The 21,128-nt window shown below is 71.6% G+C and carries 17 protein-coding genes; 7 read left to right on the top strand and 10 right to left on the bottom strand.

Going from position 1 to position 21,128, the window contains the following annotated elements; all coding sequences use genetic code 11:
* Positions 1-45 precede the first annotated feature (45 nt).
* Complete coding sequence (gene ykgO, locus I6J71_RS15160) at positions 46-168, top strand: type B 50S ribosomal protein L36 (protein WP_204095298.1); 123 nt, start codon at positions 46-48, stop codon at positions 166-168.
* A gap of 417 nt (positions 169-585) precedes the next feature.
* Here the strand turns inward: ykgO and I6J71_RS15155 are convergent, their stop codons facing one another.
* Entirely contained in the window at positions 586-999 is a 414-nt protein-coding gene (locus I6J71_RS15155) for a hypothetical protein (protein ID WP_204095297.1), read from the bottom strand.
* Between I6J71_RS15155 and I6J71_RS15150 the strand changes: the two genes are divergently transcribed.
* Positions 998-1,378 carry a hypothetical protein gene (locus I6J71_RS15150; protein WP_204095296.1) on the top strand — a complete coding sequence of 127 codons (381 nt, stop codon included), beginning with the start codon at positions 998-1,000 and terminating at the stop codon, positions 1,376-1,378. The genes I6J71_RS15155 and I6J71_RS15150 overlap by 2 nt on opposite strands.
* A gap of 61 nt (positions 1,379-1,439) precedes the next feature.
* On the opposite strand, the gene I6J71_RS15145 is transcribed toward I6J71_RS15150, so the two are convergent.
* From I6J71_RS15145 to I6J71_RS15120, 6 genes are all read right to left on the bottom strand, one after another.
* On the bottom strand, positions 1,440-2,915 hold the full coding sequence (locus I6J71_RS15145) for an NAD(P)/FAD-dependent oxidoreductase (protein ID WP_204097064.1): 1,476 nt from the start codon (positions 2,913-2,915) through the stop codon (positions 1,440-1,442).
* A 102-nt stretch (positions 2,916-3,017) separates the two neighbouring features.
* On the bottom strand, positions 3,018-5,384 hold the full coding sequence (locus I6J71_RS15140; RefSeq protein WP_204095295.1) for a polysaccharide lyase 8 family protein: 2,367 nt from the start codon (positions 5,382-5,384) through the stop codon (positions 3,018-3,020).
* An 88-nt stretch (positions 5,385-5,472) separates the two neighbouring features.
* A complete protein-coding gene (locus tag I6J71_RS15135) occupies positions 5,473-6,927 on the bottom strand; it encodes an aldehyde dehydrogenase (NADP(+)) (protein WP_204095294.1) in 1,455 nt (484 codons plus the stop codon).
* A 54-nt stretch (positions 6,928-6,981) separates the two neighbouring features.
* Positions 6,982-8,130, bottom strand: coding sequence for a hypothetical protein (locus tag I6J71_RS15130; RefSeq protein ID WP_204095293.1), 1,149 nt, complete (start codon positions 8,128-8,130; stop codon positions 6,982-6,984).
* A gap of 4 nt (positions 8,131-8,134) precedes the next feature.
* Positions 8,135-9,394 (bottom strand): glucarate dehydratase family protein, encoded by a 1,260-nt coding sequence (locus I6J71_RS15125; RefSeq protein ID WP_204095292.1) that lies wholly within the window; start codon positions 9,392-9,394, stop codon positions 8,135-8,137.
* Positions 9,391-10,332 carry a 5-dehydro-4-deoxyglucarate dehydratase gene (locus I6J71_RS15120; protein WP_204095291.1) on the bottom strand — a complete coding sequence of 314 codons (942 nt, stop codon included), beginning with the start codon at positions 10,330-10,332 and terminating at the stop codon, positions 9,391-9,393. Before I6J71_RS15120 ends, I6J71_RS15125 begins: the two co-directional genes overlap by 4 nt.
* Positions 10,333-10,549: 217 nt before the next feature.
* Between I6J71_RS15120 and I6J71_RS15115 the strand changes: the two genes are divergently transcribed.
* From I6J71_RS15115 to I6J71_RS15095, 5 genes are all read left to right on the top strand, one after another.
* Positions 10,550-11,365: an IclR family transcriptional regulator gene (locus I6J71_RS15115; protein WP_204095290.1), complete on the top strand. Its 816-nt coding sequence runs from the start codon at positions 10,550-10,552 to the stop codon at positions 11,363-11,365.
* Positions 11,366-11,407: 42 nt separating this feature from the next.
* Positions 11,408-12,232, top strand: coding sequence for an NAD(P)-dependent oxidoreductase (locus I6J71_RS15110; RefSeq protein ID WP_204095289.1), 825 nt, complete (start codon positions 11,408-11,410; stop codon positions 12,230-12,232).
* Between the two features lie 122 nt (positions 12,233-12,354).
* Entirely contained in the window at positions 12,355-13,236 is an 882-nt protein-coding gene (locus I6J71_RS15105) for a helix-turn-helix domain-containing protein (RefSeq protein ID WP_204095288.1), read from the top strand.
* Positions 13,237-13,348: 112 nt separating this feature from the next.
* The gene (locus I6J71_RS15100; protein WP_204095287.1) at positions 13,349-15,271 is read left to right on the top strand and encodes a maleylacetate reductase and hydroxyquinol 1,2-dioxygenase domain-containing protein; all 1,923 of its coding nucleotides are present in this window, start codon (positions 13,349-13,351) and stop codon (positions 15,269-15,271) included.
* Positions 15,272-15,285: 14 nt separating this feature from the next.
* Positions 15,286-17,040, top strand: a complete 1,755-nt coding sequence (locus I6J71_RS15095) for an FAD-dependent monooxygenase (protein ID WP_204095286.1) — start codon at positions 15,286-15,288, stop codon at positions 17,038-17,040.
* 62 nt (positions 17,041-17,102) lie between these two features.
* Here the strand turns inward: I6J71_RS15095 and I6J71_RS15090 are convergent, their stop codons facing one another.
* The 3 genes from I6J71_RS15090 to I6J71_RS15080 form a co-directional block, all read right to left on the bottom strand.
* Complete coding sequence (locus tag I6J71_RS15090) at positions 17,103-18,641, bottom strand: hypothetical protein (RefSeq protein WP_204095285.1); 1,539 nt, start codon at positions 18,639-18,641, stop codon at positions 17,103-17,105.
* A gap of 73 nt (positions 18,642-18,714) precedes the next feature.
* The gene (locus I6J71_RS15085; protein WP_204095284.1) at positions 18,715-19,572 is read right to left on the bottom strand and encodes a peptidylprolyl isomerase; all 858 of its coding nucleotides are present in this window, start codon (positions 19,570-19,572) and stop codon (positions 18,715-18,717) included.
* 57 nt (positions 19,573-19,629) lie between these two features.
* Positions 19,630-21,051 (bottom strand): M1 family metallopeptidase, encoded by a 1,422-nt coding sequence (locus I6J71_RS15080; RefSeq protein WP_204095283.1) that lies wholly within the window; start codon positions 21,049-21,051, stop codon positions 19,630-19,632.
* Between the last annotated feature and the right edge of the window lie 77 nt (positions 21,052-21,128).

Raw genomic sequence — 21,128 nt, 5'->3', positions numbered from 1 at the left:
AGGACAGAAGCTCCGGCGAGGGCTTCGGAGAGGATGGGGTGAGCGATGAAGGTACGCGCTTCGGTTCGGTCCCTGGCCCGTCAGCCTGGTGCGCAGGTGGTTCGCAGGCACGGGAAGATTTTCGTGATCAACCGGAACAACCCGCGGATCAAGGCTCGGCAGGGTTGATCTGAGTAGAGGCTTGTGGCGCCGTCCGTCTCTGGGAGATGGGCGGCGCTTCTGGTGTGTGGGGTTGGTCTTTGGTGCTGAAGCGGGTCCGTGTTGTGGGTGCGAGCGGCTGTGATGCGGTTCTGCGCGAGGCCGTGTTGCGGGGTGTATTGACCCCGAAGCTCGAGTGTGACGACGGCCGCTGACCCCGTGTCAAGGCGGGAAAGCGTGCGTTGACGCGGGGTCGGCGGCCGGGTGGAAGCTTGCTGTTCGGATGCCGCATGAGCGCGGGCTGGTGCCCGCCGTGATGAGGCACGTCAGTTGTCACCCGGCCCCGCCCGCGCGAGGTGTTCGGCGGGGGCTACGGGCAGCGGGGTGGGGGCGTGGCACCCGCCACCACAAAGGCGACCGCGCCGGACCACCGCAGGTCCTGATCCCTCACAGCCGGTCCAAGAGGGTTTTCTCGAGGGCGGCGTAGGCGTCCGGGTGCGCGAAATCGGGCGGCGGCCCGGCGGTCACCATCGCGGTCCGCATCTGACCGCGGCTGATCCTGGTGACCACCAGGCGGGTGTTCTTGAACTGGTCGTCGTTTTCGGTGCAGTAGAACGCGTTTTCACTGAGGTACGTCGGCTTGTCCAAGCAGGACTCGGCGGAGATCTTGAGCGAAGCCTTCACAGACTTCTCCCCCGGCGAAGCGAAGACGAGCAGATTGCCGGACTTCGTCTGGTGGCTGCTGGCGAAGAGGTAGTCGCACGTGTACCAGGTGATGCCGTTGCTGTTGTCCGGCGGTTCTTCGCTCGTGCTCAACTCCGAGTTCACGAGGAACGCCCGCTTGTACTCCGCGATGTCCATGAACGGACACGCCGCACTCAGCTTCGCCGGCGACACCGCCGGCACGAACGTCGACACCGTCGACGGCGGTGCGCTGGTCTTCGTTGTCGCCTTCGTCGTGGCCGCCGCACTCACCGTGCTCGGCGTGGCAACAGGTTCCTTCGCCGCGGGGGCCGAACACCCCGCGGCAGCCGCCGCCACGAAGGCGACGGCGATGAGTCTTCTGGGCAAGAGCATGCCCCGAATCCTGCCGGATCTTCGGGGCGGTCCCGATCTCGGGGTGAGGTCTGCTTCGGTGAGGTTGACCTCGCGCATGCGCAGGTCCGAGCCGCTGCAGCTTGCGCAGGCGGCCGCGCGACAGGGAAGCCGGGGACAGAAATCGTGCGTAAGTGACAGATAACGTGCCTGCGGGGCTGTCGCTGTTGGAGGTGGCGGGCGGGGGCCGCCTTGCGGTGGTGGTGTCAGGCCGGCACGGGGATGTGTTCGTCGGCCTTGCGGAAGGCCATCACGCCGTCGTCGAGGCGGTTGAAGCGCATGTCGGCCAGGTCGAGCAGGTAGTTCTGGCGCATGAGCCACGGGCGGCGAGCCGCTTGTTTCGGCAGGTTCGGCGTGGCGCGTTTGATGTAGCCGGACATGAGGTCGACGACGGGGCGCAGGGGGCCGGCCGGGGCGCGGGTGGGGTCGGGGGTGCAGGTGGTGTAGCCGTGGCGGTCCAGGTGCGCCAGCAGGCGGCACACGTACTGCGAGGCCAGGTCAGCGCGCAGGGTCCAGGAGTTGTTGGTGTAGCCGACGCACCAGGCCAGGTTGGGGATACCGCCGAACATCATGCCCTTGTAGACGAGCTGGGCGCCCGGGTCGATGGCGCGGCCGTCGACGGTCAGGGCGATCTGGCCGAACGCGACCATGCGCAGGCCGGTGGCCGTGACGACGACGTCGGCGGGCAGGTCGCGCCCCGATTCGAGCCGGATGCCCGTCGGGGTGAAGCGGGCGATGCGGTCGGTCACCACGTCGGCCTTGCCGCCGCGCAGGGCGCGGAACAGGTCGGCGTCGGGGACCAGGCAGAGGCGCTGGTCCCACGGCTTGTACTCGGGCACGAAGTGCGGGTCGACCGGGATGGACGGGGGCAGCTGCTTCGCAACGCCCTCGCGCAGCACCGCGGCCGCACGTTCGGGCAACCGCCGCATGAGCTGGAAGAACACGGTGCCCATGACCACGTTCTTGCCGCGCACCAGGCGGTGCGCCAAGTGCTCGGGCAGCACGGCCCGCAGCCGGTCGGCCAGCGCGTCGGCGCCCGGGCGGGCGACCACGTACGTCGGTGAGCGCTGCAGCATCGTCACGGACGCCGCGGTCTCCGCCATGGCGGGCACGAGCGTCACGGCCGTGGCGCCGCTGCCGATCACGACCACACGTTTGCCCGCGTAGTCCAGCGAATCAGGCCACTGCTGCGGGTGCACGATCGTGCCGGCGAACTCGTTGCGGCCCGGGAAGTCGACGACGTGGCCACTCTCGTAGCTGTAGTAGCCGCTGCACAGGTACAGGAACGAGCACGTGTACCTGACGACCGAACCGTCGTGCTCGGCCTCCACCGTCCAGCGCGCGTCGGCCGAGGACCACGCGGCACGCACCACGCGGTGGCCGAGCCGGATGTGTTTCTCGACGTCGTAGGCCGTCGCCGTGGAGCGGATGTAGGTGAGGATCGACGGTCCATCGGCGATGGCCTTCGGGTCCCTCCACGGCCGGAACGGGTAACCGAGCGTGAACATGTCCGAGTCGGAGCGCACGCCCGGGTATCGGAAGAGGTCCCACGTGCCGCCGATGCTGTCGCGGGCCTCGAGGATCGCGTATGTCTTGCCGGGGGTCCGCACCTGCAGGCGGCACGCCGCCCCGATCCCGGACAACCCCGCACCTACCACGAGAACGTCGACGTGCGTGGCGATGGTGATCACTCTCCCCGGCTCGAGCGTGCCCTCGATCGTACCGGCAAGTGGGGCCCCGCCGGGCCGGGTCGGGAATCACCGGTCCGGCGGGGGAGCCGGGACTCAGCGCGGCAGGTGCACCACCTGCGTCGCGCCGAAGGTGCCCTTCAGCGGCACCTCCACGGTCTGGCGCCGCACCGTCACCCGCACGCTGTCCTGCAGCTGTGTCGGATCCGAGACGGCGAGCTGCCAGCCCGAGCCGCTGCGCCCCAGAGCCACGGAAGCCGGTCCTGAGACAGTCACCTCATCGACAGTATCCGCCTTGTAGAAGTTTGCGAGGAGTGTGTTGTCCCACAGCCGAATCGCCTGAACGGTGGATGTGTTCGCCCGGACGCGCCAAGCGAGCACCGAAGCGACGGTCCCGACCATCGACGCCGCGGGCAACACCGCGTACGCGTACTTCGCGTCCGTCGGCTTCACCCCGTGCTCGATCACAAGCTTCTGATAACGCCGCGTGTACGGGTCGGTCGTGCCCTTGGTGTTCGCGCCCGTGTCGATGTCGCGCCACACGCCGGTGCGGTCCTCACGCAGAGCGGTGACGTTCGCGTTGTCGAGCAGCACGTAGCCACCGACGTCGTCGAGGTGCAGCCACCGCGGGTTGCGCAGCGCCGTGGTCTTGCCCGGCTGCGAGGAGATGACCCGCGCGTCGGCGAGCAGGACACCGCCGCCGTTTTCCCCCAGGTTGCGGTTCTCGATCGTGGTACGCACCTGCCGGCCCGACGCGTCGGTGATCCCGGCGCCGAGGCAGACGATGCCCGCCGGGGTGAAGAACCACGACTTCTTGGCGGTGAGCGTGCCGTCGAGGGAGACGAAGTCCATCGCCCACGCGCCGTGGCGCGCGTCCCAGCGGACGCCGCCGACGTGGGCCTTGGTCGACATCGGCGTGGACTGCAGCGCGCCCGTCGGGCCGGTCTTCGTGGTCGCGCCGGGCAGCAGCAGCGGGTCGACCGTCGGCCAGTATGCGTCCGAGTAGTGCCCCTTGGCGTTCGGCAGGAACACGTACAACACGCCGTCGCCGACGTACCAGCCGTGCTGGTTCATGCCGTTGATCGACTCGTAGCGCGAGATCCGCGTCGACCCCACGGCGAGCGCGCTCGACCAGCCCTCGGTCACGTGCAGCATCCGGTCCTGCTGCGCGAAGATCCGGTGCGTGGCCGTGATCGGCGTCGGTCGCACGTGCGTCGCGAGCATCTCCTGCGCGAACTCGATGCCCGGCGTCGCGACGAGATCCGGTCCGGGCGCGAACCGTTCGGGGTCCGGGATCTCCAGGAACGGCGCGTAGGTGCCTTCGGAGATCCACTTCGCCGCGAGCCCCGACAGCTGGTCCTTGGCCGCGCCCGTGGCCGAGCGCGCGAGCACCAGGGTCGCGACGGTGAGCTGGTGGCCGATGTCGTGCCCCGTCTCCCCCTGGCGCGACAGCATGCGCCCGCGCACCGGCTCCATCAGCGCGCCGGCGTAGACCCACGGCGCGAACGTGTCGGGCACGAGCGCGTAGATCTTCTGCTTGAGGTCCTCGGGCAGCGCGTACTCGGTGCCCTCGGTCACGTGGATCGCGCCGGACAGCGCGGTCAGCAGCACGATGCCGTAGTGCCCGGGGTACGGGATGGTGTCGTGCTGGATGAACGAGCCGTCGACATGAAAGCCGTCGCTGCCCGACTTGTCCAGCTTGGCCACGAGGCTCGCCGCGCCGCCGCCCGCGACGTCGGTGAGCGCGTCGATACCCGTCCGGATCCATTCGGTGTCGCCGACGAGCGCGCCGGAGACGATGGAGATCAACGCCTTGTCAGCGCGGTTGGCGCCGGTCTCGACGGTGCTCGGGCTGCTGGCCCGCACGTTGGGGTTGCCCACGAAGCGCTTGATCGGGCTGACATAACGCGCGAGCTCGTCGGGCGTCAGCTCGTCGGCAACCGTGACGAGCGTGTGCAGGACGTAGTACGGCACACCGATCTCATAGGTGTACCAGTTGCCGATCTCGCCGACCTGCGGGTTGTACTGCCTCGCGTAGATCAGCTCGAGGGCCTGCTTGATCCGGTCGAGCACCTGCGGGTCGCCCGACAGCGTGCCGCCCGGTGTGCCCCAGTCGACGGCGATGGCGCGCAACCGCGCGTACATCGACGTCGTGTAGTCGCTGCCCGGGCCCAGCGGCAGGTCACTCCACAGTGGACCGCCGGTGACGGTCATCGTGTCGTTGTACGCCTTCGCGACGCGGCCGAGGTTCTTCAGCGCGGCCGCGCGCTCGGGGGAGGGCCGGTTGATCCCGGTCTGCAGCTCACGGTAGCCCGTGACGATCGCTTTGAGCGGATCGGCGCTTGCGGTGGGTGCGGTGGGCGCCGCGCCCGCCGCGAAGGCCGGGCGCGCGGCGGCGGTCAGGGCGACCGAGGCGGCCGCGACGGCGCCGCCGCGCAGGGCAGTTCTCCGGTTTACGGGCATGACGAACCCTCCCAGGAATCAAGACATCCTTGGCTTGCGGGATTTTCGGGGACCAGGAATTCAGTTATCGGTTGGGTTGAGGGAAAACTCAGCGCTCCCCGTCTGTGCGCCGGGGCAGCTGCCACGGGTTGGCTTCCTGCAGCGGCTCGGGCAGCAGGGCGTCGGGGAAGCCTTGCCACGCCACCGGGCGCAGGAACCGCTCGATGGCCGCGGTGCCGACCGACGTGGTCGTGGGGGCGGTGGTGGCCGGGTACGGGCCGCCGTGCTGCTGCGCCCAGCTGACGGTGACGCCGGTGGGCCAGTCGTTCCACAGCAGCCGGCCCGCGATGCGCGTCAGCGACGGCAGCAGCGGGCGCACGTAGTCGGCTTCGTCCTCTTCGCCCTGCACGGTCGCGGTGAGACCCGGCTCCAGCGTGTCGAGCACGCCGGCCAGTTCGTCGGCGTCGGTGTAGGTGACGATCAGCGACGCGGGCCCGAAGTGCTCTTCGCGCACCGCTTCGCCGCCGGCCAGGAACTCCTTGGCCGTGGTGGCGAGCAGGCTCGGCGCGAACGCCTCACCCTGGTGCGTGCCGTCGACGACCGTGGTCACCCCCGGCGCCTGGCGCAGCTCCGAGAGCTTGTGCGCGAAGCCCTGAGCGATGCGCTCGTTGAGCATCGGCTGCTTGGCGACACCCGAGACGGCCTCGCGCAGCGCGTCGTCGAGGCCGTGGCCCTCCGGCAGGAACAGCAAGCCCGGCTTGGTGCAGAACTGGCCCGCGCCCAGCGAGAACGAACCCGCGTACGCCTTCGCGACCTCCTCGCCGCGCTTGGCGACCGCACCCGGCGTGACGACGACGGGGTTCACGCTGCCGAGCTCGCCGTAGAACGGGATCGGCGTGGGCCGGGAGACGGCGATGTCGAACAGCGCGCGCCCGCCCGGCACGGAACCGGTGAACGAGGCGGCCTGGATGCGCGGGTTCTTGAGCGCGGTCACGCCCTGCTCGAACCCGTGGATCACGGCGAACGCACCGTCGGGCGCGCCCGCGGCGGCCAGCGCGCGCACGACGAGGTCGCCGGTGCGCGTCGAGAGCTCTTCGTGGCCCGGGTGCGCCTTGAGGATCACCGGGCATCCGGCGGCCAGCGCCGACGCGGTGTCGCCGCCCGCGACGCTGAACGCGAACGGGAAGTTGCTGGCCGCGAACACCAGCGCCGGCCCGATCGGCACGAGCACGCGGCGGATGTCGGGGCGCGGGCCCATGGGCCACTCGGCGTCGGCGTGGTCGACGGTGGCGCCGAGGAACGCGCCGTCGCGCAAGACCTGGCCGAACAGGCGCAGCTGGAACGTGGTGCGGGCGAGCTCGCCCTTGAGCCGCGGCGCGGCGGGCAGGTGGGTTTCGGTGTGGGCGAGGGCGACGAGCTCCTCGGCGTCGGCGTCGAGGGCGTCGGCGACGGCTTCCAGCCAGCCGGCGCGTTCGGCTGGCGTGGCCGCCGCGAACGGGCGGGCGGCCGCGGCCGCGGCGGCGAGGGTGCGCTCGAGCTCTTCGGCGGAGGTTTCTCGGCTCATGGTGGGACGTGTCTCCTCGGGTGGATCGGGTTCAGGGCCCAGCGGGTCCGTGCGTCACCGCACGGAGTGCGCCGCCGCCGTGGCGGCGTGCAGGTCCGGCCACCGGCCGGGGCCTGCCAGGCCCAGATGGTAAAGGTGCAGCTCGGCGGCCCCGGCCTTGCCGAGCTCGGTCACGTAGGCCTCGATGTCTGGCACGGGGCTCGCGGCGACCGCGGTGACGTAGCTGCCGATCGCGACGTCGCCGGGCAGCACCCGGCGGGCCGCGGCCACGGCGTCGACGCTGCCCTGGCCCGGGGCCCAGTTCTGCAGCACGACCGAAGCCGCGTCGTGGGCCGCGGTCGGCGTGAGGCCCGGCAGCGCGCCGGTCACCCACGGGTCGAGCGCGCCGTGCAGCACGATCCGGGTGCCCGGTTCGAGCTCGGCGAGCACCGCGGCGCGCAGCTCGTCGGTGGCGCGCTGCCGCGTGGCCAGGACGACGTCCTTGAGCTTCGCGGGCAGCCGGTCGCCGGTCACGCCGAGGTCGGCCGTGTCGAGCAACCGCCGCACCTCGGTGCGCAGCGTCTCGCGCACCTCAGCCGGCTCGAAGCCGGCCCAGTCTTCGGCGCAGGCTTCGCAGCAGCAGATCGACAGCAGCCGCGCGACCGCGGGCGCCCAGACGCCGTCGGTCTTCTCGTGCTGGTGCTGGTGCACGGCGCCGAGCGGGCCGCACGCTTCGAGGATCACCGAGGAGAGCTCCAGCCCCGCGACGGCCTCGGCGGTCAACGTCGCCGCGTATTCGCGCACGGCCGGCTGCGCCGGGCACAGCGCCCACGGGTAGGACTCGCCGAAGCAGTTGCGCACGCTGTACTGCGGGAACTCGGTGCCCAGCTGTGAGTTGTGCGTGAGCACGAGCCAGGCGGCGGCGGGCACGCCGGTGGCGTTGAGCAGGCGCACGGCGTCGCCGCCGCTGTCGGGCTGCGCGACCCAATCCGGCGCCGCCGGCCGAAGTTCGCGGCCGCGCCACGCTTCCTCGCGCAAGGGGCGGTAGCTCGCCGCGGTGCGCGCGATCACGGACGTGCGCTGGGCCGAGTACGGCGTTGCCGCGCGCGTGCTGTGGTAAGCCAGCGCGACGGCGACCTCGTCGGCCTCGAGATCCCGCACCCGAGAGAGGAAGCCCGGATCGCCGAGGACGTCCCAGGGGTAGGCGTATCCGGTGACCTTCACGGCGTCACCACCTCGCCGTGTTGGGTTCGAAGCCGGGGGTGTAGCGGCGCATGTAGGTCACGTCGTCCCGTTTCGTGAGTCCGCAGCGGAGGAAGTCTTCGTGCGCGCGGGCGAGCGCGTCCGGGTCGAGTTCGATACCCAGACCCGGTTCGTCCGGGACGGCGACGGCGCCGTCGACGAACTCGAGCGCCGCTGGCGCGATGACGTCGGTGGTCTTCCACGGCCAATGGGTGTCGCAGGCGTAGGTGAGGTGCGGGGTGGCGGCGGCGACGTGGACCATGGCGGCAAGGCTGATGCCGAGGTGGCTGTTGGAGTGCATCGACAACCCGACGCCGAAGGTCTCACACGTGACCGAGAGGGCTTGGGTGTCGCGCATCCCGCCCCAGAAGTGGTGGTCCGACAACAGCACGCCGATCGCGCGGGCCCGGAAGGCGGGTTCGACGTCACCGAAGTTGACCACGCACATGTTGGTCGCCAACGGCATGCTCGCCTCGGCCGCGACCTTCGCCATTCCGTCGATCCCGGGCGTGGGGTCTTCCAGGTATTCCAGGACGCCGTCGAGTTCACGCGCGACGCGGATGCCCGTGTCAGGCGTCCAGGCGGCGTTCGGGTCGATCCGCAACGGATGGCCCGGGAACGCCTCGGCCAACGCCCGGATGCCCTCGATCTCCTCGTCGGGGGTGAACACCCCGCCCTTGAGCTTGATCGAACCGAACCCGTACCGCTCGATCATCCGCTTGGCCTCGCCCACCAACGCGTCCGGAGTGGCGACCTCGCCCCAGCTGTCCTCAGTGGACGCATCGACGTGGCGGCCGTACTTGTAGAACAGGTACGCGGAGAAGTCCACGGCGTCGCGGGCCCGCCCGCCGAGCAGGTCGACGACCGGACGGTTGAGGTAGTGACCTTGGGCGTCGAGGCAGGCGACCTCGAACAGTGAATACACGCTGGCGATGGTCTTGCGGATGGAAAACCCGCCGATCAAGCCGTGTTCGTCGGTCAGCACCGTGCCGGCCAGCGAGCGGGCGATCAGGCGCTTGAGGCCGGGCAGGTCGAACACGTCGTGCCCGGCCAGTTCCGGCACGACCTTGCGCACCTCGCCCAGGAACGCCGCGTCGCCGTAGGATTCGCCGAGCCCGACCACCCCGTCGTCGCAGATCAGCTGCACGACGCTGCGCAGGGCGAAGGGCTCGTGCACGCCCATCACGTTCAGCAGCGGCGGATCCGCGAACGCGACCGGCGTGAGCACCACGTCCCGGATCTTCATCGGCCCTCGATCCCCTTCAGGACCTCCAACCCGCGCTCCACGATCCCACCGAGCCGGTCGATCTGCCCGGCGGTCGGCTCCACCAGCGGCGGGCGCACCGTGCCGACCTTGTCGCCGCGCAGCCGGGCTGCGGCCTTGACCAGTGACACCGCGAAGCCCGGGGTCTCGTCCCGCAACGCCACCAGCGGCAGGTAGAACCCGGCCAGCAGCGCGTCCATCACCTCGTGGTCCCCCGCGGCCAGCGCCCGGTGGAAGCGGTGCGCGATCTCCGGTGCGAAGCAGTGCACCGCCGAGGAATAGCGCGCCACGCCGATCGCCGCGTAGGCCTTCGCCGAAACCTCCGCCGTGGGCAACCCGTTGAAGAACAAGAACTCCCGCGCCCGCTCGGTGCCCAGCGACCGGATCGTGGTCACGATCCGCGTCATCACCTCCGGGTCCCCGTACCCGTCCTTGAGCCCCACCACCGACGGGATGTCGAGCAGCTGCGCCGCGGCCGGCGCCGTGAACACCCCGGTGCTGCGGTGGTACACGATCACCGGCACGCACGTGTCGCCCACCGAGTGCCGGACGAAGTCGACCAGCCCCGCCTGTGGACCCGTGACCAGGTACGGCGGCAGCAGCAGCACTCCGTCGGCCCCGCCCGCCTGCGCGGCCGCGACGCCCGCGCGAGCCGCGGCGGCGCCACCGCCGGCTCCGACCCACACCGGCACCCGCCCGCCCACGACCTCCTTGGCCCGCGCGAGCAACGCCGAGACCTCGTCCGGCGACAGCGAGCTGAACTCCCCCGTGCCGCAAGCCACGAACAACGCCCCCGCACCGGCGGCCACGTGGCTCTCCACGTTCTCCGCGAACCCGTCGAGGTTCACCTCGAGGTCCTCGGTGAACGGCGTCAGCGGGAACGCCAGCAGGCCGTCCAGCTCGATCTTGGGCTGTGCCATCAGTTTCTGCTCTTTCCGTCCTCGTCGGGGCGTCCGGGTGGCGTGCCCGGCCACGGGTTCGACGATCCCACCGGCACACCCTCCGCGCTCGAGGTACTCCCGGTGTTCATATTCTTGAATGGAGTCTGTTATGCTGACTATGTTCATCCATAAGAACGCTGTTCGGGACGCTAATATGGCCGGAGTCACAAGTCAACGGCCCGGTGGGAGGACGCACATGGCGCAGAAGCTGGACACCGCGGACGCGGCGCGCGGCGCCACGCCCGGTGCGGAGAGCGCGGGCGTCAAGTCGGCGCGGCGCGCCATCGACCTCATCGAGACCTTCGCGGCCAACGACGTGTGGCTCTCGCTCTCGGACCTGCACGCGCGCACCGGGTTCCCGCGCTCCAGCCTCCACGGCCTCCTGCGCACCCTCCTCGAAGCCGGCTGGCTCGAGGCCGACGCCAACACCGCGCGCTACCGCCTCGGCGTGCGTGCGCTGATCTGCGGTACCGCCTACCTCGACCGCGACGCGATCGTCCCGTTCGCCACCGAGGCGCTGGAGCGCATCCGCGAGAAGACCGGCTTCACGGCCCACTTCGCTCGCCGCAACGGCACCGAGGTCGTGTACCTCGAAACCCGCGAGTCGCAGCACTCGACGCACCTCGTCTCGCGCGTCGGCCGCACGCTGCCGGCCCACGCCACGGCGCTGGGCAAGGCGCTGCTGGCCGAGCTGACGCACGACGAGATCGAAGACCTGGTGCCGGCGAAGCTCGCGCCCCTGACGCCGAACACGATCACCACACGTGAAGCGCTGCACGCCGACCTCGCGCGCACCCGCGAGGTCGGTTACGCCGCCGAGATCGAGGAAGGCACCCTCGGGGTGCGCTGCGTCGCCGCCGTGATCCCCTACCGCATCCCCGGTACCGACGCCATGAGCTGCTCGATGCCGGTCGCGCAGGTGACCGACGCCGACGTCCGGCGCGTCGGCGAACTGCTGGCCGAGACGACCGCCGAGCTCGGGCAGCAGCTGCGCCGCGCCGGCATCCGCTGATCGCCGCCCTTCCCCCTGTTTCTGAGTTTCGAGAGGACCCCCATGGCAGACCAGCGCGTGCTGATCACCGGATCGGCAGGCATCGTCGGCACCCTGATGCGTCCGCGGCTGCGCAAACCCGGCCGGGTGCTGCGGCTGCTCGACCTGGCCGAGCAGGCCCCACCGGAACCGGGCGAAGCCGTCGAGCTCGTGACCGGCTCCGTCACCGACCCCCGCGCCATGGCCGAGGCCTGCGCGGGGGCCGACGCCCTGATCCACCTCGGCGGGCACAGCCGCGAGAACTCGTGGGAGGCCACGCTGGAGGTCAATGTCAACGGCACCCACACGGTGCTGGAGGCCGCCCGCGAGGCCGGGATCAAGCGGGTGGTCCTCGCGTCGAGCAACCACGCCGTCGGCTTCCGCCGCAACGCCGACGCCGGCGACTCCGGCCTGCCCGCCGACTCGAGCCCGCGCCCGGACACCTACTACGGCGTGAGCAAGGCGGCCATCGAAGCGCTCGGCAGCCTCTACGCGTCGCGCTTCGCCATGGACGTGATCGTGGTCCGCATCGGCTCGTGCTTCGAGACGCCGCTGCCGCTGGGCCCGCGCGGGCTGACCACGTGGCTCTCCCCCGACGACGGCGCGCGCCTCTTCGAGGCCTGCCTGAGCGCCCCGTCGCCGGGCTACCGCCTGATCTGGGGCGTCTCGGACAACACGCGGCGTGTGTACTCGCTTGCCGAGGCCGAAGCGCTCGGTTACAAGTCCTTCGACAACGCCGAGGTCTACGCCGACCGGTTGGCCGACCAGCCGGCTCCCACCGGGGCCGCGGCCGAGTTCGTCGGCGGGCCGTTCTGCACGGCTCCCCTGGGCGTGTTCAACCCGCTCTGACCGAGCCCGCCCGCTTGCCCTGACGGCCCGCCGGCCTGCCCGGCGGGCCGTCACCCGTCCCGGGCCGGGGTTCGGGACGCCTACACTCGGATCATCCGGTCGGTCGAGGCGAGGAGGACGTGGTGGGTGAGCTCTCGGCCGCCGACACCAACGGCATCCTCGCGCTGCCCTGGATCCGGCCCGAGCGCACCAGCGCCGGCCTCGGCTGGGAGTCGGTGTACCTGTCCAAGCAGCACGAACGCCCCCACCGGGGGCTGTTCGCGCCGGCGCCGACGCACCAGCTGATCCTGCACCTCGCCGGGCCCGTGACGGTCCGCCGGCGGTTCGGCACCCCGGCCGAGCAAATGCGCCGCGTCCCGGCCGGCGGCCTGTTCCTGCAGCCCTCGCACGCTGACCTCGCCGTGGAGCTCGGCGGTGAGCTCGACACGCTGCACGTGTACGTCGCCGACTCCGCCGTGCAGGAGGCCGCGGAGACCGACGCGCCGGTGCGGCTCGCGGAGGAGCTCGGCACCGTCGACCCCTTGCTCGAACAGCTGCTGCTGTCCCTGGACGGGGTGGTGCGCGACTGGGAGCCGAGCGCCCGCACCTACGCCGACCAGCTGTGCGCGCTGGTCGCCACGCACCTGGCGCGCCGCCACCGCGCCGGCCGGACCGCCGGTCAGCCCGCGCCCGCCGCGTCGGCGCTGTCGGACCGGCAGTTCGACCAGGTCCGCGAGCTGATGACCGAGCGCCTGTCGGAACCTCTGGGCTTGCCGGAACTCGCCGCCGCGACCGGGCTGAGCGTGAGCCGGTTCGCGCGCCGGTTCAAGGCCCGCACCGGGCTGCCCCCGCACCAGTACCTGCTGCGCCTGCGCGTCGAGCAGGCCGGCCTGCTGCTGCGCACCAGCAGCGAGCCGATCGCCGACATCGCGGCCCGCTGCGGCTTCTCCCACCAGGAGCACCTCACGCGCGTGCTGCGCACCCAGCTGGGCACCACCCCGGGCGCGATCCGCCGCGACGGTTAGCGGACCCGGCCACCCATGCGCGCGCGTTTCGTGCTGCCGGTGCGGCAGGAACGTGCAGGAAACCGGCCGGCGTCGTCCGGATACTCGAGGCACCCGCGTGGAAGGACCAACGATGTTCAGCTACACCGCCAACCCGGCCCGGGTCGTGTTCGGCAGCGGCACCGTCGCCACCCTGCCGGACGAGGTGCGCCGGCTCGGCGCCGCCCGCGTCCTGCTGCTCGGCAGCCCGCCCCTGGCCGGACCCGTGGGCCGCGTCGCCGACGCGCTCGGCCCGCTGCTGGCCGCCCGGTTCGACGACGCCGCGATGCACACGCCCGTGGACGTGACCGAGCGCGCGCTCAAGGTCGTGACCGAGAACGACGTCGACTGCGTGCTCGCCATCGGCGGCGGTTCGACGACCGGGCTCGCCAAGGCTCTCGCGCTGCGCACGGACCTGCCGCAGATCATCGTGCCGACCACCTACGCCGGGTCGGAGATGACGCCCGTGATCGGCGAGACGGCCGAGGGGCGCAAGACCACGCAGACCACGCCGAAGGTGCTGCCCGAGGTCGTCGTGTACGACGTCGACCTGACCCTGAAGCTGCCCGTCGAGGTGTCGCTCACGAGCGGGATCAACGCGATGGCGCACGCGGTGGAGGCGCTGTACTCGCCCGACGCCAACCCGATCGTCGACCAGTTCGCGCTCGAGGCGATCCGCCTGCTGGCCTCCGCGCTACCGCGCATCGCCGCCGACGCGTCCGATGTGGACGCCCGCGGCGAGGCCCTGCGTGCCGCGTGGCTCGCCGGCACCTGCCTCGGCTCGGTCGGCATGGCGCTGCACCACAAGCTGTGCCACACGCTCGGCGGCAGCTTCGGCCTGCCGCATTCGGAGACCCACACCGTCGTGCTGCCCTACGCCATGGCCTACAACGCCCCGGGTGCCCCCGAGGCCATGCGACGGATCGCGGAGGCGCTGGGCGCGCCCGACGCCGCGACCGGTGTGTACGACCTCATCGCGAACCTTCCGGTGCCGCACTCGCTGGGCGAGCTGGGCTTCGCCGAAGCCGACATCGCGAAAGCCGCCGAGATCGCCTCGGCCAAGCCGTACCCGAACCCGCGCGAGATCACCCGCGAGGGCATTGAAGACCTGTTGCGCCAGGCCTGGGCCGGCACCCGCCCGGCGCCGGCCGAAGGCACCAAGCCGGACCTGCGGGCCCTGACCCAGGAAGTCGTGGACAGCTTCTCCTCGACACCCAGTCCGCGGCTGCGGGAGCTGCTGCAGGACCTGGTGCGCACACTGCACTCCTACGTGGTGCGCACGGATCTCACGCAGCAGGAGTGGGAGTTCGCGATCGAGTTCCTGACGCGCGCCGGGCACATCACCGACGACAAGCGCCAGGAGTTCATCCTGCTGTCCGACACCCTCGGGGTGTCTAGTGTGGTCGACGTGCTCACCAACTCGCGCACACCCGACACCACGCCATCCGCGGTGCTCGGCCCGTTCTACGTGCAGGGCCCGCCGGAGACGGCGCAGGGCGCGGACCTCGCCGAGGGGCTGCCCGGCACTCCGCTGTGGACCGACGTGCGGGTGACCGAGCCGGACGGCACCCCGGTGGCCGATGCGGTCGTCGACGTGTGGCAGTCCAATGAGGACGGTTTATACGACGTGCAGCTGCCCGACGTCGACGGGCCGGTGCTGCGGGCCCGCTTCCGCACCGACGCCGAAGGCCGGCTGCGGTTCTGGACGATCGTGCCCTCGGCCTACCCGATCCCGGCCGACGGACCGGTCGGGCAGATGCTCGACTCGGTCGGCCGGCACCCCTACCGCGCGCCCCACGTGCATTTCATGATCGCGAAGCCCGGCTACCGGACGCTGGTGACGCAGCTGTTCGTCAAGGGCGGGGACTACCTCGACTCCGATACGGTGTTCGGCGTCAAGGACGGCCTGATCGTGGACTTCGCCGAGCAGTCCGGCGCCGCGCCCGACGGCCGCGAGCCCGCCCACTGGCGCCGGCTCGACTTCACCTTCCGCATCTCTCCCGCTCCCGAGCACTGACGAGGAATCCCACCATGAGCGAGTTCGATACCGACGTGATCGTGGTCGGCAGCGGGCCGGCGGGCGGTTCGGCCGCGCTGGCACTGGCGACCTACGGTGTGCGCACGGTCCTGGCCACCAAGTACGGCTGGACGGCCAACACGCCGCGGGCCCACATCACCAACCAGCGCGGCATGGAGGTCCTGCGTGACCTCGGCGTCGAGGAGCAGGCGCTGGCGCAGGGCACGCCGCCCGAGCTGATGGGCGACACGGTGCTCTGCACCTCGCTGGCGGGCAACGAGATCGGCCGCATCGCCAGCTGGGGCACCGGGGACCGCTCGGCGACCGAGTACGGCGCTGCGAGCCCCTGCCACATGATCGACCTGCCGCAGACCTACCTCGAGCCGATCCTGGTCTCCAACGCCGCCCAGCGCGGCGCGAAGCTGCGGCTGGACACCGAGTTCCTCGACTACGCCCAGGACGCCGACGGCGTCACCGCTCGCTTCTTCGACCGCGTGCGCGGCGACGAGTTCACGCTGCGGGCGCGGTACCTGATCGGTGCCGACGGGGCCCGCAGCCGCGTCGCGGAGCAGGCCGGGCTGCCGATCGCCGGCGAGACCGGCAAGGCAGGCTCGATGAACATCACGTTCAAGGCCGACCTCGCGAAGTACGTCGCGCACCGCCCGAGCGTCCTGTACTGGGTCATGCGGCCGGGCGCGCACATGGGCGGCATCGGCATGGGCCTGGTGCGCATGGTGCGGCCGTGGAACGAGTGGCTGCTCGTGTGGGGCTACGACATCGCCGGTGATCCGCCGGAGGTCGACGTCGCCGAGGCCACGCGGATCGTGCGCGACCTGATCGGCGATCCCGAGCTCGAGGTGGAGATCACCTCGACGTCACTGTGGACGGTCAACCACTCCTACGCCACGCAGTACTCGAGCGGCCGCGTGTTCTGCGCCGGCGACGCGGTACACCGGCACCCGCCGTCGAACGGCCTGGGATCCAACACGTCCATCCAGGACTCGTTCAACCTCGCGTGGAAGCTCGCGATGGTCGTGCGCGGCGAAGCCGGCGAGGGGCTGCTGGAGACGTACTCCGCCGAGCGGGCCCCGGTGGGCAAGCAGATCGTGGACCGCGCGAACCTCTCGCGCGACCAGTTCGGCCCGATCTTCGAAACCCTCGGGATCGCGGGCGACACCGACTCCGACGGCATCGCGGCCGGTCTGGCCGCCTGCGAGGCCGCCACCGAGGACGGCGCGCGCCGGCGGCGGCAGCTGGAGAAGGCGATCGAGCTGAAGAACTACGAGTTCAACGCTCACGGCGTCGAGCTCGACCAGCGCTACACCTCCACCGCCGTGCTCCCCGACGGCGCCGCCCCGGCGCCCGACGGCCGCGACGCGGAGCTGTTCCACCACGCGACGACCACACCGGGCGCGAAGATCCCGCACGTGTGGCTCGTCGGCGCCCACGGCCGCCGGGAGTCCACTTTGGACCTGGTGGGCCACGGCAAGTTCACCGTGGTCACCGGGCTCTCGGGCGCCGCGTGGCGCGTGGCGGCCGAGAAGGCCGCCGCCGAGCTCGGCCTGGACCTGCGCGTGGTGACCGTCGGCGCCGACGGCGCGCGCGACTCCTACGGCGACTGGACCCGCACCAGCGAGATCGACGAAGCCGGCGCCCTGCTCGTCCGCCCCGACGGCTACATCGCCTGGCGCCACAAGACGGCGGCGCCGGAGCCCGAGGCCACGGTGAAGCTGCTCGCCGCGCTGAAGGCGGTGCTTGCCCGCGCCTGAGCGGTCTCCCCGTGTGTCCGCCCGTGGAGCCGGCCTTTCCCGGCCCCACGGGCGGACTTCTTTCACAGCCGGTCCAGATCCACCGCTTCGCGCGCCAGGCAGAATCCGTCCGGTGGCACGCCCTTCGGCAGCGTCAGCCACGACCCGCGCGGCCGGCGGGAGTCCTCGCCCAGCAGCAAGGCCACGTAGCAGCCGTAGTCGATGGCGAACCCGTCGTACAACGTCCCGGGGCGGTGCTGGTCGGCCAAGCCGCGGCGCAGGACGTGGAGCAGCCGCGCGTCGTAGAGGTCCGCGATGAGCTCGTGGCGCGGACCGGGTGCGCGGTCGAGCAGGAACGTGCGGGAGCGGCGCCGTCCGACGACCTCGTCGACCAGCTTCCGCAGCAAGGCGGTCGCGGCTTCGTCGCCGGAGATGGCGCTCTGCTTGTCACGCAGGAACCAGTCCCGCGCGGCGAGGCGCACGTCGCGCACGCCGATGGGCTGGTCGTGCGCGTGCTGGGCCGACAACGCCGCGATGTTGATCGCGTCGCGCGGCACGCCTTCGGCCGCGCGCACGAGCTCGCCGAACGCACTGCCGCGAAAGGCTTCCGCGACGAACGCGGCCGCGTCGCCCGGCGGCGACGGCAGCATCGCCACCAGCCGCGCGGCGGCGTGGTTGAAGAACAGCTGCGCGAAGAACTCCTGGGCGCGCGTGCGGGCGTCGTCGAGGATCATGAGGTCGTCGAGGCTCACGGCCGACGCCGCGTCCGCCCCGACTTCGATACCCAGGTGATCACCGTCGGCGAGCCCGGCCCGGAACCGCGACCGGCGTTCGATGGCCGCGATCTTCACCGTGATCCCCGGTGTGGGCAAGAAGCTACGGCGCAGCAGGTCGGCGAGCAACGGCTGCAACTGCCGCGGCAGCGAGCTCCACTCGTCCAGCAGCAGCCACATCCGCCGGCCCGTCAGCGCCCGCGTCACGGCGCGCAGCGCGCGCCCGAGCGGGCCGAACACCACCCGGTGACGCTCCGTTCCCGAACGCCGCAGCCGGCTCTCCCCAGTGGCAGAACGCCTGTGCCCCACCGACACCCGCGCCGTGGGCGGCAGGCCGAGCTCGAGCCCGTGAGTCACCTCTTCGGCGGAGCTCGCCTTCGTCTCGCGCTCCACTTCCCCCACCACTTCCACGGCCGTGGCCGCCTCGGCGAGCGCGTCGAGCGCAGGCAGCAGAGTGTCCGGGTCGCCCAGCTCGCGTTCGACGGCCACCGCGAGCAGTTCTTCGTGCACCGCTTCGATCGTGTCGACGAGCAGCTGGGTACCCTGCACGGCCGCGGGGAGCCCGCTGTCGGAGTACAGGCCGCCCGCGCTGCCGAGCGTGCGCAGGTCGAGGTACACCGCGACGTCGCCGGCACGGTCGACGAGGTCGCTCAGGTGCAGCAACGCGTGGGTCTTGCCCGCGCCGCGGCGGCCGTAGAGGACCTGGTGGTCGCTGGAGTGCAGCATCGCCGAGAACGAGCCCGCGGCCACGAACGTCCGCGTCAGCGTGACCCGGTCCGAGGACTCCGCGCGTCTCGGAATACCCATGAGCGCCTGGTTGACCTGCCGTTGCCGGAGCCGGTTTGCCATCCGGCGAGCCTGCCGCGCCGCGCGCCGGCGCCGCAGCCGCCGGATGCGTGACGGACCCGGTGACGCCGAGTGGTCAGCTCTGAACGAACACCGCGGTGAAGTCGACCGGGATGTTCGGCGGGCCGGTGCCGTCGCCGTAGGCGCCTGGGCCCGAGGTGTCCACGCCGCCGCGCGCGATCTTGTCCAGGACCGCCAAGCCGGCGTCGGAAATGGTGCCGAAGACGGTGTACGACGGTGGGATCGGGGTGTCGCCGAACATCATGAAGAACTGGCTGCCGCCGGAGCCGGGCTGGCCGGTGTTGGCGAGCGCGACAAGGCCGCGGCCGTAGGTCAGCTCCGGGAAGAACTCGTCCGGCACGGTGTAGCCGGGCCCGCCCGTGCCGTCGCCCAGCGGGTCGCCGCACTGCAGCATCTGCAGGTCGGTCGTGCCGAGCCGATGGCAGCTGGTGCCGGTGTAGAAGCCCTGCTTCGCCAGCGCCACGAAGCTCGCCACCGTGCACGGCGCGAGCGCGCGGTCGAGCGTCAGCCCGATGTCGCCGGCTGTGGTGCGCAGGTCGACGCCGACGGTGCCGCTCGCGGGCTCCGGCCCGGCGGCCGGCGGAGTGGCGGTCTTGCCCGCGGCAGCGGCCGGGTCGGGCGGGTAGCTGCAGTCCGACGGGTCCGCCAGCGCCTGCGTCCGGTGCGGCTCGGGTGTGCGCGCCGACGGGATGGACACCGGCGGGCCTTCGCTCGTGGCCGGCGGCGTGGCCGGTGGAGTGATCCCGTGCGCGCCCCGCACGAGCTGTCCGAGACCCGACACGGAGGCGGCGGGCCGGAGGAACCCCGGCGTCACGAACGCGGTGATCCCGAAGGCCGTGACGAGCACCACCACGGCCGCGAGGACCCAGACCCACGTTGTCCCACCTCGTCGCGGTGGACCCGGCCACGTCATGGACGCCCCCTTCGTCAGGCCGCCATTGTGCCCGCCGCGGGCCTCCGGCGGAACCGGTCACAGCGGGGGCAGCGCCGGAGTCTCCAGCCATCCCGTGAAGAACTCCCGCAGCGAACGCCCCGCGAACGCCTCCGCGGCCGTCACGAACTGCTCCGTGCTCACCGTCGCGTGCCGGCGCTCCGCGGCCCAGGCCTTCACCAGCGCGAAGAAGGCCGCGTCGCCGATCTCGCCGCGCAACGCGTGCAGCGTGAGCGCGCCGCGCTTGTACACGCGCTCGTCGAACATCCGCCCCACGCCCGGGTCGCTGATCCGCACATCGGCCGGCTTGGTCTTGATCCGCGCGTGCCACCAGCGGGCGAACGCGGCCGCCGGCTCACCGCCGGCCTCCTCGGACCACAGCCACTCGGTGTAGGTCGCGAAGCCCTCGTTGAGCCAGATGTGGCGCCAGTCGGCGACCGTGAGGCTGTTGCCGAACCACTGGTGCGCGAGTTCGTGCACCACGAGCCGCTCGTAAGTGCGCTTGCCGTCCACGTGGTTGGCACCGAAGATCGCCATGCCCTGCGCTTCGATGGGGTCGTCGAGCTCGTCGTCGGTCACGACCACCACGTACTCGCCGAACGGGTACGGCCCGTACCAGCGCTGCAGCGCGTCCATCATCCGGCCCTGGCGGCCGAAGTCCCGCGCGAACGCCTTGCGCAGCCGCGGCGGCACCGCCGCCCGCTGTGGCACGGTCGTCGCCACGGACTCGACACCATTGCCGCGGCCGAACCCCAGGCGCAGCCGGAACGAACGCGCCTCGGGGTGCGACAACCAGCCCGCGCCGGCGCCGGCCACGAGCTCGACGTCGTCGTAGCGCCCGATCTGCACGCTCATCAAGTACGTCGCCGTCGGCTCCGGCCGCTCGAACACCCACTGCGCCGTGCTGGCCGACTGGGTGCGCGACACGAGATTCCCCGTCACCGCCACCAGGTAGGTCGACGACGTACTCACCGCCACGCGGTAGCTCGCCTTGTCCGCCGGGTGGTCGTTGCACGGGAACCACGACGGCGCGCCGATCGGCTGGCTCGCTACGAGTGCGCCGTCGGTGAGCTCGTCCCAGCCGATGTCGCCCCACCGGCTGGGCACCGGCCGTGGGTTGCCGACATAGCGCACCTCGACCTGGAACTCCGTGCCCGCGGGCACGGACTTGGCCGGCTTCACCTGCAGCTTCAGCGCCCGCCGCGCGAACTTCGCCGGCTTGCCGTCCACGAGCACCCGGGAGACGCGGAACTCGCCGAGGTCGAGCGTGAACCGCGACAGCGCCTGCGTCGCGACGCAGGTGAGCACCGCGGTACCGGACAGCCGGTTGGGGGCGACGCGGTAGTCGAGGTCGAGGTCGTAGTGCCGGACGTGGTAGCCACCGTTGCCGTGGCCGGGCAGGTACGAGTCTCCGGAGGTTTCCGCGCCGGGTGCCGGCACGGCAGCCTTCGAGGAGGTCACGCGCGCAGAACCCCGCTTTCGGTGTGGTCGTCTTCTCCCGGAAATATCGCGCGGATCTCCGGCCGCCGCAACGGTTA

This window comes from Amycolatopsis sp. FDAARGOS 1241 (assembly GCF_016889705.1).
In the GTDB taxonomy this organism is placed as follows: domain Bacteria; phylum Actinomycetota; class Actinomycetes; order Mycobacteriales; family Pseudonocardiaceae; genus Amycolatopsis.
The sequence above is the reverse complement of the archived record's forward strand: the minus strand, read 5'-3'. Positions and strand labels throughout refer to the sequence as shown.